The 18,535-nt window shown below is 68.1% G+C and carries 20 protein-coding genes; 8 read left to right on the forward strand and 12 right to left on the reverse strand.

Translation table 11 applies throughout. The features are described 5' to 3' along the window. Window positions 1–3 precede the first annotated feature (3 nt). Genes pdxA through ACMZPQ_RS17865 form a run of 5 tightly spaced genes read left to right on the forward strand, consistent with a single transcriptional unit; the run spans window position 4 to window position 3,866 of the window. Window positions 4–984: a 4-hydroxythreonine-4-phosphate dehydrogenase PdxA gene (gene pdxA, locus ACMZPQ_RS17845; RefSeq protein ID WP_197582577.1), complete on the forward strand. Its 981-nt coding sequence runs from the start codon at window positions 4–6 to the stop codon at window positions 982–984. Further along, window positions 981–1,784 carry a 16S rRNA (adenine(1518)-N(6)/adenine(1519)-N(6))-dimethyltransferase RsmA gene (gene rsmA, locus ACMZPQ_RS17850; protein WP_197582576.1) on the forward strand — a complete coding sequence of 268 codons (804 nt, stop codon included), beginning with the start codon at window positions 981–983 and terminating at the stop codon, window positions 1,782–1,784. Before pdxA ends, rsmA begins: the two co-directional genes overlap by 4 nt. A gap of 13 nt (window positions 1,785–1,797) precedes the next feature. Beyond that, window positions 1,798–2,181 (forward strand): Co2+/Mg2+ efflux facilitator ApaG/CorD, encoded by a 384-nt coding sequence (gene apaG, locus ACMZPQ_RS17855; protein WP_197582575.1) that lies wholly within the window; start codon window positions 1,798–1,800, stop codon window positions 2,179–2,181. 15 nt (window positions 2,182–2,196) lie between these two features. Next, window positions 2,197–3,222: a symmetrical bis(5'-nucleosyl)-tetraphosphatase gene (locus tag ACMZPQ_RS17860; protein ID WP_197582574.1), complete on the forward strand. Its 1,026-nt coding sequence runs from the start codon at window positions 2,197–2,199 to the stop codon at window positions 3,220–3,222. Continuing rightward, complete coding sequence (locus tag ACMZPQ_RS17865; protein ID WP_197582573.1) at window positions 3,219–3,866, forward strand: DUF1287 domain-containing protein; 648 nt, start codon at window positions 3,219–3,221, stop codon at window positions 3,864–3,866. Before ACMZPQ_RS17860 ends, ACMZPQ_RS17865 begins: the two co-directional genes overlap by 4 nt. A gap of 115 nt (window positions 3,867–3,981) precedes the next feature. Here ACMZPQ_RS17865 and ACMZPQ_RS17870 read toward each other — a convergent pair whose 3' ends face one another. The 9 genes from ACMZPQ_RS17870 to ACMZPQ_RS17910 all read right to left on the reverse strand — a co-directional run bounded on the left by ACMZPQ_RS17870 (window position 3,982) and on the right by ACMZPQ_RS17910 (window position 11,238). Beyond that, complete coding sequence (locus tag ACMZPQ_RS17870) at window positions 3,982–4,473, reverse strand: dihydrofolate reductase (protein ID WP_197582589.1); 492 nt, start codon at window positions 4,471–4,473, stop codon at window positions 3,982–3,984. 5 nt (window positions 4,474–4,478) lie between these two features. After that, complete coding sequence (locus ACMZPQ_RS17875) at window positions 4,479–5,273, reverse strand: thymidylate synthase (RefSeq protein WP_197582572.1); 795 nt, start codon at window positions 5,271–5,273, stop codon at window positions 4,479–4,481. After that, window positions 5,270–6,157: a prolipoprotein diacylglyceryl transferase gene (gene lgt, locus ACMZPQ_RS17880; RefSeq protein ID WP_197582571.1), complete on the reverse strand. Its 888-nt coding sequence runs from the start codon at window positions 6,155–6,157 to the stop codon at window positions 5,270–5,272. The genes ACMZPQ_RS17875 and lgt overlap by 4 nt, the downstream gene beginning before the upstream one ends. A gap of 95 nt (window positions 6,158–6,252) precedes the next feature. Continuing rightward, window positions 6,253–6,747, reverse strand: coding sequence for a TPM domain-containing protein (locus ACMZPQ_RS17885; RefSeq protein WP_197582570.1), 495 nt, complete (start codon window positions 6,745–6,747; stop codon window positions 6,253–6,255). Further along, the gene (locus ACMZPQ_RS17890; protein WP_197582569.1) at window positions 6,747–7,631 is read right to left on the reverse strand and encodes a TPM domain-containing protein; all 885 of its coding nucleotides are present in this window, start codon (window positions 7,629–7,631) and stop codon (window positions 6,747–6,749) included. Before ACMZPQ_RS17890 ends, ACMZPQ_RS17885 begins: the two co-directional genes overlap by 1 nt. Window positions 7,632–7,634: 3 nt before the next feature. Beyond that, entirely contained in the window at window positions 7,635–8,255 is a 621-nt protein-coding gene (locus tag ACMZPQ_RS17895) for a LemA family protein (RefSeq protein WP_197582568.1), read from the reverse strand. 453 nt (window positions 8,256–8,708) lie between these two features. Further along, window positions 8,709–9,869 (reverse strand): MFS transporter, encoded by a 1,161-nt coding sequence (locus tag ACMZPQ_RS17900; RefSeq protein ID WP_197582567.1) that lies wholly within the window; start codon window positions 9,867–9,869, stop codon window positions 8,709–8,711. Window positions 9,870–10,059: 190 nt separating this feature from the next. Then, window positions 10,060–10,809 carry a TerC family protein gene (locus ACMZPQ_RS17905; RefSeq protein WP_197582566.1) on the reverse strand — a complete coding sequence of 250 codons (750 nt, stop codon included), beginning with the start codon at window positions 10,807–10,809 and terminating at the stop codon, window positions 10,060–10,062. A gap of 33 nt (window positions 10,810–10,842) precedes the next feature. Continuing rightward, window positions 10,843–11,238, reverse strand: a complete 396-nt coding sequence (locus tag ACMZPQ_RS17910; protein ID WP_197582565.1) for a diacylglycerol kinase — start codon at window positions 11,236–11,238, stop codon at window positions 10,843–10,845. A gap of 213 nt (window positions 11,239–11,451) precedes the next feature. Between ACMZPQ_RS17910 and ACMZPQ_RS17915 the strand changes: the two genes are divergently transcribed. After that, window positions 11,452–12,153, forward strand: a complete 702-nt coding sequence (locus ACMZPQ_RS17915) for a GDSL-type esterase/lipase family protein (protein WP_197582564.1) — start codon at window positions 11,452–11,454, stop codon at window positions 12,151–12,153. Window positions 12,154–12,375: 222 nt separating this feature from the next. Here ACMZPQ_RS17915 and ACMZPQ_RS17920 read toward each other — a convergent pair whose 3' ends face one another. The 3 genes from ACMZPQ_RS17920 to ACMZPQ_RS17930 form a co-directional block, all read right to left on the reverse strand. Beyond that, window positions 12,376–13,647: a sensor histidine kinase gene (locus ACMZPQ_RS17920; protein WP_197582543.1), complete on the reverse strand. Its 1,272-nt coding sequence runs from the start codon at window positions 13,645–13,647 to the stop codon at window positions 12,376–12,378. Between the two features lie 156 nt (window positions 13,648–13,803). Continuing rightward, entirely contained in the window at window positions 13,804–14,517 is a 714-nt protein-coding gene (locus ACMZPQ_RS17925) for a response regulator transcription factor (RefSeq protein ID WP_002811889.1), read from the reverse strand. Window positions 14,518–14,604: 87 nt separating this feature from the next. Next, window positions 14,605–15,264 (reverse strand): GDSL-type esterase/lipase family protein, encoded by a 660-nt coding sequence (locus tag ACMZPQ_RS17930; RefSeq protein WP_197582544.1) that lies wholly within the window; start codon window positions 15,262–15,264, stop codon window positions 14,605–14,607. A 61-nt stretch (window positions 15,265–15,325) separates the two neighbouring features. On the opposite strand from ACMZPQ_RS17930, the gene ACMZPQ_RS17935 reads away from it, so the two are divergent. Then, complete coding sequence (locus tag ACMZPQ_RS17935; RefSeq protein ID WP_197582562.1) at window positions 15,326–15,973, forward strand: ABC transporter ATP-binding protein; 648 nt, start codon at window positions 15,326–15,328, stop codon at window positions 15,971–15,973. After that, on the forward strand, window positions 15,970–18,486 hold the full coding sequence (locus ACMZPQ_RS17940; protein ID WP_197582545.1) for an ABC transporter permease: 2,517 nt from the start codon (window positions 15,970–15,972) through the stop codon (window positions 18,484–18,486). Before ACMZPQ_RS17935 ends, ACMZPQ_RS17940 begins: the two co-directional genes overlap by 4 nt. The last annotated feature ends 49 nt before the right edge of the window (window positions 18,487–18,535 follow it).

Here is an 18,535-nt window from a genome sequence, read left to right on the forward strand (position 1 = left end):
CCGATGCGCCCCGAGCTCGCTCTGGTACCGGGCGAGCCCGCCGGGATCGGTCCGGAACTGTGTGTCCGCCTGGTCCAGCAGCCGCGTGAAGATTGCCGGCTGCTGGCATTCGCCGACCCGGATACCCTGCGCGCGGCTGCGGCCGCGCTGAACCTGCCCCTGCAATTGCTGCCCGAGGACGCCGAAGCGCGCGTCCCCGGAGATCTGCGCCTGCGCGTGGTCGCCAATGCCGTGCCCAGCCGGTTTGGCCAGGCCGAGCCGGGCAATGCCCACGCCGTCATCGGCGCCCTGCTCGGCGCCGGCCAGGCCTGCCTGTCCGGTGAACTGCACGGCGTGGTGACCGGCCCGGTGCACAAGGCGGTCATCAACGAAGGCGGCATCGCCTACAGCGGCACCACCGAACTGCTGGCCGACCAGGCCGGGGTGAGCGTGGTGATGATGCTGGCCAACCCCATCGTGCGCGTGGCCCTGGCCACCACCCACCTGCCCCTGCGCGCGGTGGCCGATGCGATCACCGCCCCCGGCCTGGAACACACCCTGCGCACCGTGCACGCCGCGCTGCGCCGCGAGTTCGGCCTGCCTGCGCCGCGCATCGCCGTACTTGGCCTGAACCCACACGCCGGTGAAGACGGCCACCTGGGCCGCGAGGAGCTGGACCTGATCATCCCGCTGCTGCAGCGCCTGCGCGCAGACGGCATGGACCTGGTCGGGCCGCTGCCGGCCGACACCGCCTTCCTGCCGGCCAAGCTGGCCGGCTTCGACACCGTGCTGGCCATGTACCACGACCAGGGCCTGCCGGTGCTGAAGTACTCGGGCTTCGAACAGGCGGTGAACCTGACCCTGGGCCTGCCCTATCCGCGCGTGGCGGTCGACCATGGCACCGCGCTGGATCTGGCCGGCCGCGGCATCGCCGATCCCTCCAGCCTGCAGGCGGCAACGGCGCTGTGTGCGCAGCTTGCGCGGCAACGTACACTGAGCGCATGAATTCCCCGCATTCCCCCTCCGGCCCGGTGTTCACCGCACCGGCCAAGAAGCAGCTTGGCCAGCATTTCCTGGCCGATCGCCACTACATCGACAAGATCGTGATGGCGGTCAACCCGAAAGACGGCGACCGCCTGGTCGAGATTGGTCCTGGCCAGGGCGCGATCACGCTGCCGCTGCTGCGCGTGCATCCGAAGCTGACGGTGATCGAGTTCGACCGCGACCTGATCGCGCCGCTCACTGCCGCCGCCGAACCGCTGGGCGAGCTGACCATCGTCCACCGCGACGTGCTGCGCGTGGACTTCACCGAGCTGGCCGACGGCCAGCCGATCCGCCTGGTCGGCAACCTGCCCTACAACATCTCCTCGCCGATCCTGTTCCATGCGCTGGACCATGCCGCGGTGATCCGCGACATGCACTTCATGCTGCAGAAGGAAGTGGTCGACCGCATGGCGGCTGGTCCGGGCAGCAAAGTCTACGGCCGCCTCAGCGTGATGCTGCAGGCGTACTGCCAGGTGACCTCGCTGTTCGTGGTGCCGCCGGGTGCCTTCCGGCCGCCGCCGAAGGTCGATTCGGCCGTGGTGCGGTTGGTGCCGCGCGACCCGGCCAGCATCAACATCGCCGATCACAAGCGCTTCGCCGACGTGGTCAAGGCCGCCTTCGGCCAGCGCCGCAAGACCCTGCGCAATGCCCTGAACAATGTGGTGTCCGCCGAGCAGTTCCTTGCCGCCGGCGTGCGTCCCGATGCCCGCGCCGAACAGCTGGACGTGGCCGAATTCATCGCTTTGGCCAATGCCTCCTGATTACACTGCCGGTATGGAAAACGCTGACGTTTATGCCATCTCCGTCGAAGTCGCGCCGCGCTTCCTCGACGATCAATCCGCGCCGGAAGACGGTCGCTATGCGTTCGCCTATACGATCCGCATCCACAACCAGGGGCGGGTCGCCGCACGCCTGGTCGCACGCCACTGGCGCATCACCGATGCCAACGGTCGCGTCGAGCATGTCGATGGTGACGGGGTGATCGGCGAGCAGCCGCGCCTGCGTCCCGGTGAAGACTTCCATTACACGTCCGGTGTCATGCTGGGGACCGATCACGGGACCATGCAGGGCCACTACGACATGGTCGCCGACGACGGCACCGAATTTGCCGCGCCGGTCGCACCCTTCGTGCTGGCCATCCCGCGCACCCTGCACTGACACGGAGGCCGAACGATGAGTGTGTGGGCGATCGGCGACCTGCAGGGCTGCTACGACGTTACCCAGCGATTGCTGGAGAAGATCCGCTTCGATCCGGCGCAGGACACCCTGTGGTTCTGCGGCGACCTGGTCAACCGCGGCGGCCAGTCGCTGGAAACGCTGCGGCTGGTGCATTCGCTGCGCGAGCACAGCGTGGTGGTGCTGGGTAACCATGACCTGTCGCTGCTGGCCGTCGGTGCGCGCACCGAAGAGGAACAGCGCAAGGTCAACCCGGACCTGCTGCGCATCGTGCAGGCCGAAGACCGCGACGAACTGCTCGAATGGCTGCGCCTGCAGAAGCTGGTGCACGTGGATCGCGAGCTGGGCTGGATGATGGTGCACGCCGGCCTGGCCCCGAAGTGGACCACGCAGATGGCCGAGAAGCATGCCGCGGAAGTCGAGGTGCAGCTGCACGGTGCCGGCTACCGCAAGCTGTTCCGCAACATGTATGGCGACAAGCCCAGCTGGGCACCGAACCTGTCCGGCTATGACCGCTCGCGCGCGATCATCAACGTGCTTACCCGCATGCGCTATTGCACCCCGCGCGGGCGCATCGGCATCGAGGACAAGGGCACGCCGGGCACGCAGGAACAGGGGTTGTACCCCTGGTTCGAAGTGCCAGGCCGCGTCGAACGCGATCTGAAGGTCGTCTGCGGCCATTGGTCCGCACTGGGCCTGACCATCACCCAGGGCGTGCATGCCATCGACACCGGCGCGGTATGGGGCGGCAAGCTGACCGCACTGCAGCTGGATACCGATGAGCTGCGCGTGGTGCAGGTGCCCGGCCGCGATGTTCCGGCTCCGGTGCCCAATGCGCGCCCGCTGGCGCGCCCGGCGCATGAGCGACCGGCCGCGGCTTCGCAGGGCAAGGAACAGGGCAGCGGCAGCGCCCCTGCAGCCAACCCGGGCAGCCGTGGACCGCGCCGTCGTCGCCGTCGCGGCGGTGGCGGTGCGGGTGGTTCCCCGGGCCCAGGCAACAACGGCGCCCCGCCGCAGGCATGATGCGCGCGGGCCGGGCACCAAGGACGGTGCTGCTGCTGGCGCTGGCGCTGGCCAGCGGCTGCCAGCCCGGTTCCGCCCCTGCCCCCGGCGCCGCGGAAAACACCGCATCTTCGCCGGCACACCCGCAGGCGCCTTCGCCGCCCCTGGTGACCGCCGCACGCGCGCAGATCGGCGTGACCACCCGCTACGACCCGGCCTACCGGGTGCTGGCCTATCCCGGTGGCGATGTCCCGCTGGACCGTGGTGTCTGCACTGACGTGGTGGTGCGTGCCCTGCGCAACCAGGGCCTGGACCTGCAGGCCCGCGTGCATGAAGACATGCGCGGCAATTTCAGCGCCTATCCCGCCATCTGGGGCCTGTCCCGACCGGATCGCAACATCGATCATCGCCGCGTGCCGAACCTGATGCGCTGGTTCGAGCGGCAGGGCTGGCAGCAACCGGTCACCGCCCTCGCCACCGACTACGCGGCCGGCGACATCGTGGCCTGGAAGCTCAACGGCAACGGCCTGCTGCACGTCGGCATCGTCTCCGACCGGCGGCTGGCCGATGGCACGCCGCTGGTGCTGCACAACATCGCGCGCGGCACCCGCGAAGAGAACCTGCTGTTCCAGCACGCGATCATCGGGCATTACCGGATGCCGTAGCAGCAGTCCCGGTAGAGTCGACTGTTAGTCGACTGCTCCTGGCCCCCCTGAAAACCCCGCGCTGCGCGCGATAGTCGACTCTACCCCGTCGGTGTTTTCGTTGGCATTTCCGAGGTCAGCGGCGCACGTAGTGCACGAAGCGGAACGCGTAGGCGTGGCGCGCGTCAGCCGGGTGCGGTTCGCTGTTCACTTCCTGCCAGTCGTGCGCATCCACCTCGGGGAAATGGGTGTCGGCCGGCACTTCGGCATCAACCCAGGTCAGGTACAGGTCACTGGCCTGGTCGAGCAGCTGGCGGAAGATCTCGCCACCGCCGATGATGCACAGCTCGCTGGCGCCCTCGCCTTCGGCAATCGCCTTGGCCTCGTCCAGCGAGGCCACCGCGCGCATGCCTTCAAACGGCACCTGGCCGCTGCGGGTCAGCACCAGGTTGGTCCGCCCCGGCAGCACACGGCCGATCGATTCGGCGGTCTTGCGCCCCATCAGGATCGGCTTGCCGAGGGTCAGTGCCTTGAAGTGCTTGAAGTCATCCGGCAGATGCCAGGGCATGGCATTGCCCTGGCCGATGCCGCGGTTGCGGTCCAGCGCGACGATCATCGACAGCGTCATCGTGCTCACACCGCCACCGGTGCCTTGATCGCCGGATGCGGGTCGTAGCCGTCGATGCGGATATCGTCGAACTGGAAACCGAACAGGTCGGTCACGTCCGGGTTCAACCACAGCGTCGGCAGCGCGCGCGGTTCACGTGACAGCTGTTCGCGGGCCTGTTCGAAATGGTTCGAATACAGGTGCGCATCGCCCAGCGTATGCACGAAATCGCCCACGCCCAGGCCGGTGGCCTGCGCCACCATGTGGGTCAGCAGCGCGTAGCTGGCGATGTTGAACGGCACGCCGAGGAAGATGTCGCCACTGCGCTGGTACAGCTGGCAGCTGAGCTTGCCGTCCACCACGTAGAACTGGAACAGGTTGTGGCACGGCATCAGCGCCATCTGCGACAGCTCACCCACGTTCCAGGCACTGACCACCAGCCGGCGCGAATCGGGGTTGCGCTTGATCTCGTCCACCAGCCACTGCATCTGGTCGATCGCACCGCCATCGGCCGTGGCCCAGCTGCGCCACTGCTTGCCGTACACCGGGCCGAGATCGCCATTGGCATCGGCCCATTCGTCCCAGATGCGGACCTGGTTGTCCTTCAGGTAGCCGATGTTGGTGTCGCCCTTCAGGAACCACAGCAGCTCGTGGATGATCGAGCGCAGGTGCAGCTTCTTGGTGGTGACCAGCGGGAAGCCGTCGTTGAGGTTGAAGCGCATCTGCCAGCCGAACACGCTGCGGGTGCCGGTGCCGGTGCGGTCGCTCTTTTCGGCGCCGTGCTCAAGCACATGCGAGAGCAGGTCCAGGTAGGGCTTCATGCCTTGCCCTCAGTAGCCACCATCGGCTGCGGCTGCAGCACCGGCGCGCGGCGCGACATCACCAGCAGCACCAAGCCGAAGGCGATCAACGGCACGCACAGGATCTGGCCCTTGGTCAGCCAGCCGAAGGCCACGTAGATGCCGTTGTCCGGCATGCGCACGAACTCCACCGCGAAGCGGAAGATGCCGTACAGCAGCGCGAACAGGCCACCGATGAGGTAACGATGGCGGGGCTTGGCCGATACCGTCCACAGCACCACGAACATCACCAAGCCTTCCAGGAAGGCTTCGTACAGCTGCGACGGATGGCGCGCGAACTGGTTCAGCGCGCCGCTGGCGAACTGCGCCTGCAGCGTCGCGTGGTCGAGCTGGTTCAGCGGCGCCGGCAGGCCGGACGGGAACACCACGCCCCAGCTTCCATCGGTGTACTTGCCCCACAGTTCGGCGCCGATGAAGTTGCCGATGCGGCCGAAGCCCAGGCCCAGCGGCACCAGCGGCGCCATGAAATCCATGGTGTCGAAGAAGTGCAGCGCGTGCTTGCGCGACCACCACCAGCAGGCCGCGATCACGCCCAGCAGGCCGCCGTGGAAACTCATGCCGCCATCCCACACCTTGAACAGCAGCAGCGGGTTGTGCAGGAAATCGCCCAGCGCGTAGAACAGCATGTAGCCGATGCGCCCGCCCAGCACCACGCCGAGCATGGCGTAGAACAGCAGGTCGGAGAAGCCGTTGGCATCGACGCCCGGCAGGCGCCCGTCGGCGATGCGCTTGCGGCCCAGCAGCCAGGCCGCGGTGAAGCCGAGCAGGTACATGATGCCGTACCAATGCACCTTGATCGGCCCCAGCGAGAGGGCGATGGGGTCGATGTCGTGGAAATAGATCATGGAAGACGCCTGGCAGGAGTACGGACATTTTAGCGTCCCGGCCCGGCCCCGCGCCGGCATCGGCACGGGTCGGCCAGCACATCGCAGAACGGGGTTCAGCCCAGGATCTGCGGGGTGTCCGGCAACGCGTCATCCTCGGACCGCGCCGCCGCCGGAAAGTGCCCTTCGATCAGGCTCGACACTTCATCGATGGCGCCCTGCAGCGCCGCCACCGGGTTGGCCCCGCGCAGGCCCTCGCGCAGATGGGTGCAGACCCGCTGCCATTGCGCCGGGCTGACCCTGCCGTGCAGGCCACGATCGGCGACGATCTCGATGGCGTGGTCGGCCAGCAGCAGGTAGATCAGCACGCCGTTGTTGTGGGTGGTATCCCAGGTGCGCAGGCGGGCGAAGGCATGTTCGGCGGCCTGGCGTGGGGTGACCTTGCACCACAGCGCGTGCAGCGGCAGATCGGCCTCCACCGCGAACATCACCTGGCCGCCGTGGCGCTGCTCACCTGCCGCGATGGCCTCGGTGATCGCCTGCAGCGTGGCCGGCGGGAACGCGCGCCGTACCGACGGCGAGAACAGATGGCGGCACAGACGTTGGATCATCACCAGCCTCCCGATGCGCCGCCGCCGCCGGAACGGCCACCGCCGCCGCCCCAACCGCCGCCGCCAAAGCCACCGCCTCCACCGAAGCCGCCTCCGCCGCCCCAGCTGCCACCGCCCCAGCCACCGCCACCGGCAAAGCGGCCCGGGTGCCCGGAGAGCATGGCGACGATCAGGCCGACGATGCCGGCCAGGCCGCTGGCCAGCAGCGTGGAGGTGAACAGGAACGCCGCCAACGCCGCGCCGGCGCCGCCAAGCAGGCCGCGCAGCGGGCGCGGCACGCGCGAGAACACCCCGCGCAGGATGCTGCCGGCGAACACACCGATGAACAGCGCCAGGAACCAGGTGTCGCCCCCACCGTCGGGTTCGCGCCCGCGATGGCCGCTGACCGGCGCCGGCAGATCTTCGCCATCGATCAGCTTGACCAGCATGCCGGTAGCGTCGGTGATGCCACCGGCATAGTCACCGCTGCGGAAGCGCGGCACCAGGTATTCCTGGATGACCCGGTTGGCGATGGCATCGGGAATCGCGCCCTCCAGGCCGTAGCCGGGTTCGATGCGCACACGCCGGTCATCCTTGGCCACCACCAGCAGCACGCCGTCATCCACGCCCTTGCGGCCGATCTGCCACTGGTCGAAGACCCGCGTGGTGTACTGCGCGATGTCTTCCGGCTGGGTAGTGGGCACGACCAGCACCTGCAGCTGGCTGCCCTTGCGTTGCTGCAACTCAACGGCCTGCTGCACCAGTGCCTGCTGCTGCGTGGCATCCAGCGTGCCGGTGGTGTCCACCACCGGCGAATCCAGCGCCGGAATCGGCGCCAGCGGCTGTGCCTGCGACGCCAGCGGCAGCCACAGCAGCAGGGCCAGCAGCGCAGTGGCCAGGCGCATCGGTCAGTGGCCCGGCTGCGGTGCCGGCTGCTGCTGCGGCGCGTTGCCGAAATCAACCGCCGGCGCGTTGGAGATCTGCGCCTCGTTGTCCACCGTGAAGTTCGGCTTGGTCTTGTAGCCGAAGATCTTGGCGGTGATCACCTGCGGGAACGAGCGGATGTAGGTGTTGTAGTCCTGCACCTGCTGGATGTAGCGGCCACGGGCCACGGTGACCCGGTTCTCGGTGCCTTCCAGCTGCGCCTGCAGGTCGCGGAAGTTCTGGTCGGACTTCAGCTGCGGATAGTTCTCGGTGACCACCAGTAGCCGCGACAGCGCGCTGCCGAGTTCACCCTGGGCCTGCTGGAACTGCTTGAGCGAAGCTTCATCGTCAGCGTTGACGTTGATCTGGCCGACCCTGGAGCGCGCGTTGGTGACTTCGGTCAGCACGCGCTCTTCCTGGCTGGCGAAGCCCTTCACGGTCTGCACCAGGTTGGGCACCAGGTCGGCGCGGCGCTTGTACTGGTTGATGACTTCCGACCAGCTGGCCTTGACCGCTTCATCCTTCTGCTGGATGGCGTTGTAGCCGCAGCCGGAGAGCAGGGAGGCCAGCAGCATCAGGGGCAGGATACGAGTGAACAGGCGCATGGCGGAGGTTCCGGGTGGACGTGGCGCCGAGCATGCCATGGTTCGGGTGAAAGGCCGGCCATCGGGCGCCGCCCCCTCCGCGCCATCCATGGCGCGGATACCCCCGCCACGCCCACCCGCCCGGCCTCATACGGTTTCCCGGCACCGCGGGAAAGATCAAAAAAAAGCAAAAGCAAAAGCCCATGCTCCAGGCATTCGTGCCGACCAACGGTCGGCACCCACCATCAGCAGCAGGTTCCAACAGATCACAGGAACCTGTCGAAGGCGGGGTGGGTCCGGTTGAGGGGGCGTGAGCCGCATGGATGCGGCGACCGAGCTTACATGGACGTACTTGCAGCGTCCCCCTCAACCGGACCCACCCCGCCAACCCACGGAATGCAGGCTTTTGCCGTTGACGTTGACGTTGATTGCAGCAGGTGCAGGGCTGCAAGCCCTGCCGGAATCCAACACTCCTCAGCAAGCCTCAACCACCGCAGCGCGCGGACGCCCCAGCCACGCCAGCAACAACCCCGATGCCGCCAGCAACCCACCGGCCACCGGCACCGCCGCATACCCCAGCCCCGAGCTGATCACCGCGCCACCCAGCGCTGCACCCACCGCATTGCCCAGGTTGAACGCACCGACATTGATCGACGACGCCAGCCCCGGCGCCTCGCTGGCAGCCTCCATCACCCGGATCTGCAGCGGCGGCACGATCGCGAAGGTCGCTGCGCCGAACAGCAGTACACCCAGCGCCGCCGTGGCGTGGCTCATGAAGGCCAGCGGCAACACGAACATCAGCACGGCAAGGACCGCCAGCAGGATCCGGGTGGCGCCATCCAGCGACCAGTCGGCCATGCGCCCGCCGATGCCGTTGCCGAAGGTGAAGCCGATGCCGATCAGCGCCAGCGACATCGCAATGAACGTATTGGAGGCACCGGTCAACTCGGTCAGCACCGGCGCCACGTAGGTATAGAGCGTGAACATCGCACCGGCACCGAGCACCGTGGTGCCCATCGCCAGCAGCACCTGCGGCTGCAGGATCGCCTTCAGTTCCCGGCGCACGTCCGGACGGGGCCCGGGTGCCGACGCCGGCAGCGCGAAGCCCAGTGCGGTGATCGCGACCAGGCCCAGCACGGCGGTGCCGGCAAAGGAGAGGCGCCAGCCCAGCTGCTGGCCGACCCAGGTCGCCAGCGGCACGCCGCCGATGTTGGCAATGGTCAGGCCCATGAACATGGTCGCGACGGCCGCCGCCTGCTTGTCCTTCGGCACCAGGCTGGCGGCGACCACCGCACCGATGCCAAAGAACGCACCGTGGTTGAGGCTGGTGACCAGCCGCGACAGCAACAGCAGGCCGTAGTTCGGGGCCAGCGCCGACAGCAGGTTGCCGACCACGAAGATCGACATCAGCAGCATCAGCGCGGTGCGCCTGCCGAACCGCCCCATCAGTAGGGTCATCACCGGCGCGCCCAGCATCACGCCCACGGCATAGGCCGTGATCAGCATGCCGGCGGTGGGAATGTTCACGCCGACGCCGTCGGCAATGACCGGGAGCAGGCCCATCGGGGCGAACTCGGTGGTACCGATGGCGAAGGCGCCGACGGCAAGGGCCAGCAGGGCGGCTCGGGAATTCATGGCGGGTTCCTGCGTGGGGCAGGCCTTGGGAAGAGAGCGCGTAGCCTGCGCGCATCGTCCTGCCGGATTAAGCCCCGCGGCGGGGAAACACTGTTGCCCGAGGTTCACAAGTCGTGCGATCGCCGCTTCTGCAGATCCCTGCCCTGCAACGCAGAACCCCCGGCAGTGCCGGGGGTTCAGGATCACGCGCTTACCAGTTGCCGGCGCCCGGCACGTTGTGGTCGCGCGCGCGCCGACGCATCAGCAGGTTCAGCCACTCCACCAGCACCGAGAAACCCATCGCGGCGTAGATGTAGGGCTTGGGCACATGCAGGTCCAGGCCATCCAGGATCAGCACCGCGCCGATCATCAGGATGAAGGCCAGCGCCAGCATCTTCACGGTCGGGTTGGCGTCGATGAAGCGGCCCAGCGGGTTGGCGGCCAGCAGCATCACCATCACCGACAACAGGATGGCGGCGACCATCACCGGGATGTGGTCGGCGATGCCGACGGCGGTGATCACCGAGTCCAGCGAGAACACGATGTCGATCACCGCAATCTGGGCGATCACGTAGCCGAACACGGCCGAGGCCTTGGTGGTGCTGGGATCTTCATCCTCGCCGCCGCTGATCAGTTCCTTGATCTCCATGCAGCCCTTGATGATCAGGAACAGGCCACCAACGATCAGCACCAGGTCGCGGATGGAGATGCCCATGCCGGCCACGGTGAACAGGTTGGCGGCCATGTGCGCCAGATAGGCCAGCGACACCAGCAGCGCGATACGCGTGATGCACGCCACGGCGATGCCGAGCTTGCGCGCGAACGGGCGACGCTCTTCCGGCAGCTTGCTGACCGCGATGGAAATGAACACCAGGTTGTCGATGCCGAGCACGATTTCCAGCGCACTCAGGGTGAACAGGGTCACCCAGGCATTGGGGTCGGCGAGGAACTCAAAGGACATGGAAACTCTTCAAGGCAGTGGGGGAATGGGGTTTCAGGCGTAACTGCCGGCCAGCGCGTGCGGAACCACGACCAGCGCCCAGCACAGCAGGACGTTCATCATCAGCACGAACACTGCCGCCGAGCCCATGTCCTTGGCGCGGCCGGCCAGTTCATGGATCTCGCTGCCGTAGCGTTCGATCACCGCCTCGATGGCCGAGTTGGCCAGTTCCATCGCCAGCACCAGCAGCATCGAGCCGATCAGCAGCGCGCGTTCGACCGGGGTCTGGCCCAGCCAGATCGCGACCGGCGTCAGCACGATCAGCAGGTAGACCTCCAGCCGGAACGAGGACTCGTGCAGCCAGGCGGCGCGCAGGCCCTGCCAGGACCAGCGGGCGGCCTGGAAGATGCGGCGCGGGCCGCGGGGCAGATGACCGAACTGATCAGCCACGGGTGGAACATCCAGCAACAGGAGCGCGGCGCAGCGACCGCTCAGACGCACGGCAGGGAATCATGGGCGCACAGGAATAGGCAGATGGCCGTCATTTTGCCACAAGGCCGCCAGCCATACCCCCGGCGGCCCGGCCGAATGGCCTGTCAACGGCAAGCACCTTGCCGCCAGCAACTCCTATGATGAACGCCCCTTCTCTGCTTGGAGCGCCTGATGTCCCGTCGCCCTACCTGCCTGCTGATGCTGGGCCTGCTGACCGCCGCACCGCTGGCCCAGGCCCTGAGCCCGGCCAAGCCGCCCCAGGTACCCGAACAGGTCTCGAACGTGGCCTGGGCCGGCGACATGGCCCGCTTCGCCAGTGCCGACCAGGCCAACCCGCCACCGCGCGGCGGCGTCGAATTCATCGGCAGCTCGTCCATCCGCTTCTGGGAGAGCCTGGCCCAGGACTTCCCCGGCCAGCCGGTGTTCAACCGCGGCTTCGGGGGTTCGGAAGTGCGCGACAGCACCTGGTATGCCGGCCAGATCGTGGTGCCGTATGCGCCATGCAAGGTGTTCTTCTATGCCGGCGACAACGATCTCAACAGCGGCCGCAGCGCCGTGCAGGTGCGTGACGATGTGGTCGCCTTCGTACAGCGTGTGCATCGCGACCTGCCGAAGACCAAGGTGGAGTACCTGTCGATCAAGCCGAGCCCGTCGCGCGCGCACCTGCTGCCGGCGATCAACGAGGCCAACGCGCTGATCAAGGCCGCCCTGGCCAAGCTGCCCAACACCGGTTTCACCGACATCTACACGCCGATGCTGGGTAAGGACGGCCAGCCGGATGCGACGCTGTTCCGCGAGGACATGCTGCACATGACCGCGGCCGGCTATGCGATCTGGACCAGGGCGGTGGCGCCGAAGGTCAACTGCAACTGAGGCAGGCGGGCGCCGGGCATGGCCCGGCGCTACCGCATGACCATCCACGCATGGCGTGGATCTACTGAATTCATCCACGCATGGCGTGGATCTACCGAATTCATCCACGCATGGCGTGGATCTACTGTGGATCGCGGGAAACTGTCGAAGGCGGCGCGGTGTGCTCGCGTTTGATGTTGATGTTGCCTCGGCAGGTGCCGGGCGCAGCCGGGCAAAAGCCCTCTACCGGAAGATCACCGTGGCCTCGGTGCCCTGCCCCGGTTCGCTGGCCAGGCTGACCTTCCAGCCGAAGCGGTCGCACAGCCGGCGCACGATCGACAGGCCCAGCCCGGTGCCCTGCGGGCGGCTGGGTTCGGCGCGGTAGAACGGCTCGAACGCGCGCGCCAGCGCCTCGGCCGACATGCCGATGCCGGTGTCGCGCACCACCACCCGGTCATTGAGCACATGCACGTCGATGCGCCCCTCGTCGGTGTAGCTGCAGGCATTGCGCACCAGGTTGCTGAGCACGACCTGCAGCACCCGCGGCGGCGCATGCAGCTGCACCGGGCCATCACTGTGCAGGTGCACCGCTACCGGGCGTGCCCCCAACAGCTCGTTGGCGTTGTCCACTTCATAACGGACGATGTCGTTGACGTCGAACAGCTCGACCTGCGGCTCGACATCGGCCTCGCGGGCCAGGATCAGGAACGCATCGATCACCGCTTCCATGTCACGCCCGGCGCGCTGGATGCGTTGCAGGCTGCGGCGCAGGCGCGGCTCCAGGGTTTCATCGCCCAGCGCCATGTCACTGGCTACGCGGATGACGGTCAGCGGTGTGCGCAGTTCGTGGCTGGCATCGCGGGTGAAATTGCGTTCGCGCGCCACATGCGCGCTGACCCGGTTGGCCAGCGAATGCAGCGCGGCGGCCAGCTGCCGGGTCTCGCCCTGCATGTCGGCGGGCAGCTTGTTCGGCTCCAGATCGGCCGCCTCCGGGTGCCCCGGGTCCCAGCGCGACACGCGCCGCGCCAGCCAGTTCACCGGCGATACCAGCCGCTTCGATGCACGGTAGGTCACCCAGCTGGCGCCATACACCGCCAGCAGGGTCAACAGCACCGGCACGATGCCGAACCAGAACGCCAGCATTTCCGCACGCGAACGCAGGAACACCAGGTACAGGCGGCCGGATGGCCGCACGTCCACCAGCACCAGCTGGTCGTCCTTGGGCAGTTCGTGGAAGCCGGGCTCCAGGTTGCGCAGGTTGGCCGGCAACGACAACGCCGACTGCCCGCTTTCCAGCAGGTAGCCGCGGATGTTCTGGGTATTGGGCGGTGGCTGCACCGGCGACGCCTCGTGCAGCGTCCAGAAGTACGCCGCCTCCTCGCGCAGGGCAGCGCCCACCAGGCTGTGCTTGATCACCAGCGATACCAGCCAGGCACCCAGCAGGATACCCAGGCTGGCCAGCACTGCCTGCAGGATGAAAGCGATACGGATCTTGCGCGGCAGGCCGTGCGGCATTGCGGGGTCCCGATCAGAGCGCTGCGATTATAGGCAGCGCACTGCGCCGTGGGGGTGCACGGGCGATGACCGTCGGCAACACCGGCCGGTCATCCCCTGCCCTCGTACGTGGCCATCACCCGGCCGGGCCTGCTGCTGCACCGGCGCGGGCCCTGCTCAGGCCATCGGCTGGGCGATGTCGGCAATGCGGTAGCCGGCGCTCTGCACGGTATGCAGCAGCGGACGGTCGAACGGCTTGTCGATGATCTTGCGCAGGTTGTACAGGTGGCTGCGCAACGTGTCCGAATCCGGCAGGCCATTGCCCCAGATCTCGCGCTCGATCTCCTGACGGGTGACCACACGCGGCGATTCGCGCATCAGGATGGTCAACAGGCGCAGGCCGATCGGCGAAAGCTGCAGCTCGGTACCGGCACGGGTGGCACGCATGCTGACCGGATCGAGCACCAGATCGGCGACCTTGAGCACTTCCGAGCCGACCTGGCGACGTTCGCGGCGGATCAGCGCGCGCAGGCGGGCTTCCAGTTCCTGGATCGCGAACGGCTTGGTCAGGTAGTCATCGGCGCCGAACCCGAGGCCGGTGAGCTTGTCGTCCAGCGTATCGCGTGCCGTGAGCATCAGCACCGGAGTGGACTTGCGCGCATCGTTGCGCAGGCGACGGCATACTTCGATGCCATCCAGGCGCGGCAACATCAAGTCGAGCACCACGACGTCATAGCTGTTTTCCGCCGCAAGGCGGTAGCCATCCAGGCCGTCCTGTGCATAGTCGACTTCGAAGCCGCGACCTTCCAGGTATTCCCCGATCATCTCGGAGATGTTGCGGTTGTCTTCGACCACCAGCACCAAGCCGGAGGTCTCCTTCGTCTGACGCATGTGATTCCCTCTAACTTCAGCTTTGTGAAACATGCCGTATCGACGGTGGACGTGATGTGAAGTTCCGTCAAGAGGAAATCAAACGGTTCAGAGCAGCGGCCTGAGCAGTGGCCAGACGTTGTCCAGAACCTTTGGCTGCGCCTGCGCGGTCGGGTGCAGGCCGTCGGCCTGCATCATGCCCGGCTGCAGGGCCACGCCCTCCAGCAGGAATGGCAGCAGCGGCACCTTGTACTGCGTGGCAAGTGCCTTGTAGGCCGCAGCCAGGCGCTGGCGGTAGGCCGGTCCGTAGTTGGGCGGCACGTCGATGCCCAGCAGCAGCACCTTGGCACCCGCCTTCTGGCTGGCCTGCACCATCTTTTCCAGGTTGCCCTGCACCTGCGCCGGGGTCAGCCCGCGCAGCGCGTCGTTGCCGCCCAGCGCAATCACCACCACGGTCGGCTTTTCCTTGGCCAGCAGGGCTGGAAGGCGGGTCAGCGCACCGGCGGTGGTCTCCCCGCTCATGCTGGCGTTGACGATGCGTGCCGGCGTTTTCGACTGCTGCCTGACCCGTTGCTGCAGCAGGCTGACCCAGCCGGCGTCGGCAGGGATATTGTGGGCAGCACTGAGGCTGTCGCCGAGGACCAGCACGGTGCCGGCCGGACCTTTGGCACAAGCCAGCCCCGGCAGCAGCAGGAACGCTAGCAGCAGCACCATCATCGCGCCGGCTCGCCGGCTCCATTCCGTCTTGCGCATCTGGAGTCTCCTCATCGACAGCCTGTCCCCCCGCAGCGCGCCCGTCGCCATCGCCGTCGACCAGGTCGGCAAATCCGTGCAGGGCCCGGAGGGTGAAGTCCACATACTGGACAACATCACCCTCACCGTCCATGAAGGCACCAGCGTGGCCATCGTTGGCGCCTCCGGCTCCGGCAAGACCACCCTGCTCGGCCTGCTGGCCGGGCTGGACCTGCCCAGTCGCGGCAGCATCCATTTGGCCGGGCAGGATCTGGGCGCGCTGGATGAGGAGGCACGGGCGCAGCTGCGTGCACGCGAGGTGGGTTTCGTGTTCCAGAGCTTCCACCTGCTGCCGGCGCTGACCGCCGCCGAGAACGTGGCGCTGCCGCTGGAGCTGGCCGGGCGCGAGGACCGCGCGCGGGTCGATGAGGTGCTGGCCCAGGTCGGCCTGGCCCATCGTGCGCGCCATTACCCGCGCCAGCTGTCCGGCGGCGAACAGCAGCGCGTCGCACTGGCCCGCGCCTTCGTCACCCGTCCACGCATCCTGTTCGCCGACGAACCCACCGGCTCGCTCGACCACGCCACCGGCCAGCACATCAGCGACCTGCTGTTTGAACTCAATGCCGGCAGCGGTACTACCCTGGTACTGGTCACCCACGACCTGCGCCTGGCCCAGCGCTGCCAGTTCATCCACCGCATCGACGACGGCCGGCTGCTGCCGGTCGAACGTGGGGCCCAGGCATGAACCTGCTGCGGCATGCGTGGCGCGCGCTGCGCCGCGAGGCGCTGGCCGGCGACCTGCTGACCCTGTTCGCGGCGCTGGTGCTGGGCGTGGCGGTGATGACCGCGGTCGGCACGCTGGTGAACCGGGTCAACCTGGCACTGACCGGCAGCGCGGCGGAGATGCTCGGCGGTGACCTGGGCATCGCCGGGCGCGACGATCCACCAGCCGCCTTCGCTGAAGAAGCGCAGCGACGCGGGCTGGCCCACACCCGCATCGCCGGCTTCGGCAGCGTGCTGTTCCATGGCGATGCCAGCCAGATGGCCAGCATCAAGGCGGTGCAGGCGGGCTATCCGCTGCGTGGCACGCTGCGGGTGCGCAGCACGCCCGGGGGGGCATTGATCACCGACGCCGGCATGCCGCCCCAGGGCCAGGCCTACGCCGATCCGCGCCTGCTGCAGGCGCTGGGGCTGAAGGTCGGCGATCACCTCGAATTCGGCGTCGGCACGCTGCACATCAGCGGCATCATCGAGGCCGAGCCGGATAGCGGCGGCGACCTGCTCACGCTCTCTCCAACCCTGCTGGTCAACCGCGCCGATGTGGAAGGCACCGGCCTGCTGGGCCCGGGCAGCCGCATCAACTACCGGCTGATGTTCGCCGGGCCGGCAGACCAGATCGCGGCGTTTCGGCAATGGCTGTTGCCACAGGCCAAGGGCCTGCGCCTGCTGAGCGTGGACGACACCCAGCGCGGTGTGCGCCAGGCCTTCGACCTGGCCGGTCGCTTCCTGGGCTTGAGTGCGCTGCTGGCGGTGCTGCTGGCCGGCGTCGCCACCGCGCTGGCGGCCAACCGCTTCGCCCTGCGCCGCATCGACCAGGTGGCGGTCCTGCGCTGCCTGGGCGCGCGCCAGCGCGACATCCTGCTCGGCCTGGCACTGCAGCTGCTGATGCTGGCGGTGCCGGCCTGTGCACTTGGCATCGGGCTGGGCATGGCCGCGCAGGAGGGCCTGGTGCAGGTGCTCGGCAGCCTGGTGCCGCAGCGCCTGCCGCTGCCGGAAGCGATGCCCGCACTGACCGGCGCCGGCATCGGCCTGTTGCTGCTGTTCGGCTTCGGCCTGCCCCCGCTGCTGCGCCTGCGCGGGGTGCCGCCGATGCGCGTGCTCAACCGCTCCTTCGCCGCGCTGCCACCGGCATCGCTGCTGGCCTATGTCGCGGCACTGGCGGCCAGCCTGCTGCTGGCGGTGCAGGTCACCGGGGATCTCAAGCTTGCTCTGTGGGTGCTGGGTGGCCTGGCCGCGCTGGCGGTGGCGGCCGGTGTGGTCGGCTTCGTGCTGCTGCAGCTGCTGCGCGGCCTGCAGCACCGCCTGCATGGCAACTGGCGGCTGGGCCTGGCCGCGCTGACCCGGCGCCGCATGCTGGCGGTGATGCAGCTGGTCGGGCTGTCGCTGTCGCTGTGCGCGTTGCTGCTGCTGGCGGTGACCGGTCCCGGCCTGCTGCAGCAATGGCGCGAGCGGCTGCCAGCGGACACGCCCAACTACTTCCTGATCAACATCCAGCCGGAACAGCGCGACAGCGTGCTGGCGGCGCTGCAGGGGCTCGGCGCCAACGACGCCAGCATCGAGCCGATGGCCACCGGCCGCCTGATCGCGATCAATGGCAAGCCACCGCTGCGCGTGGATCGCAGCCCGGCCGAAGGCGGCCAACCCGCCCAGGGCGAAGCGCAGCGCGACGACGATGATGAAAACCGGCCGTTGAACTTCAGCTGGCGCAGCACGTTCCCGCCCGCCAACACGCTGGTCAACGGCACGTTCTGGACGGCCGACAGCACGGCGCCGGAAGCATCGGTGGAGATCGGCTGGGCCAAGCGCTACGGGGTTCATCCCGGCGACCGCATCAGCATTGCCGTCGGTGAGCAGGAGCGCGAATTCACCGTCACCAGCGTGCGCAAGGCCGACTGGAACACCTTCCGGCCCAACTTCTTCGTGCTGTTGAACCCGAATGCCGTCGGTGACACCCCGCACAACCTGCTGTCGGCGTTCCATCTGCCGGCCGGCAAGGCCGCGGGGCTGGGCGAACTGGTGCGCGCGCAGCCGAACCTGTCGCTGCTGGATGTGGATGCGGTGATCTCGCAGGTGCGCGATGTGATGGAGCGGGTGGCGCAGGCGGTGCAGCTGGTGATGGTGTTCAGCCTGCTGGCCGGCGTGCTGGTGCTGCTGGCCGCACTGCAGGCCACGGCCGGCGAGCGTCGTTACGACAGCGCGGTGCTGCGCACGCTGGGCGCGACCCGGCGCCAGCTGCGCGGTGCGGTGCTGGTGGAATTCGGCGCACTGGGCACATTGGCTGCGCTGCTGGCGGTGCTTGCCGCTGCCGCCATCGGCGTGGCGGTCTCGCAGAAGGTCTTCGAGCTGGCCTTGCTGCCGCCGTGGCCGGGCCTGCTGCTGGGCGGGCTGGTTGGCGTCGGGCTGAGCCTGCTGGCCGGCTGGTGGGGTACTCGGCGCATCCTGCATGCGCCGCCGGCACTGGCCCTGCGCGAAGCCTGACGCGGCAGTGACACGCACGCGAGGGCGCCAGCGCTATGCTGCGCGCCCC

This window comes from Stenotrophomonas maltophilia (genome assembly GCF_047497515.2).
In the GTDB taxonomy this organism is placed as follows: Bacteria; Pseudomonadota; Gammaproteobacteria; order Xanthomonadales; family Xanthomonadaceae; genus Stenotrophomonas.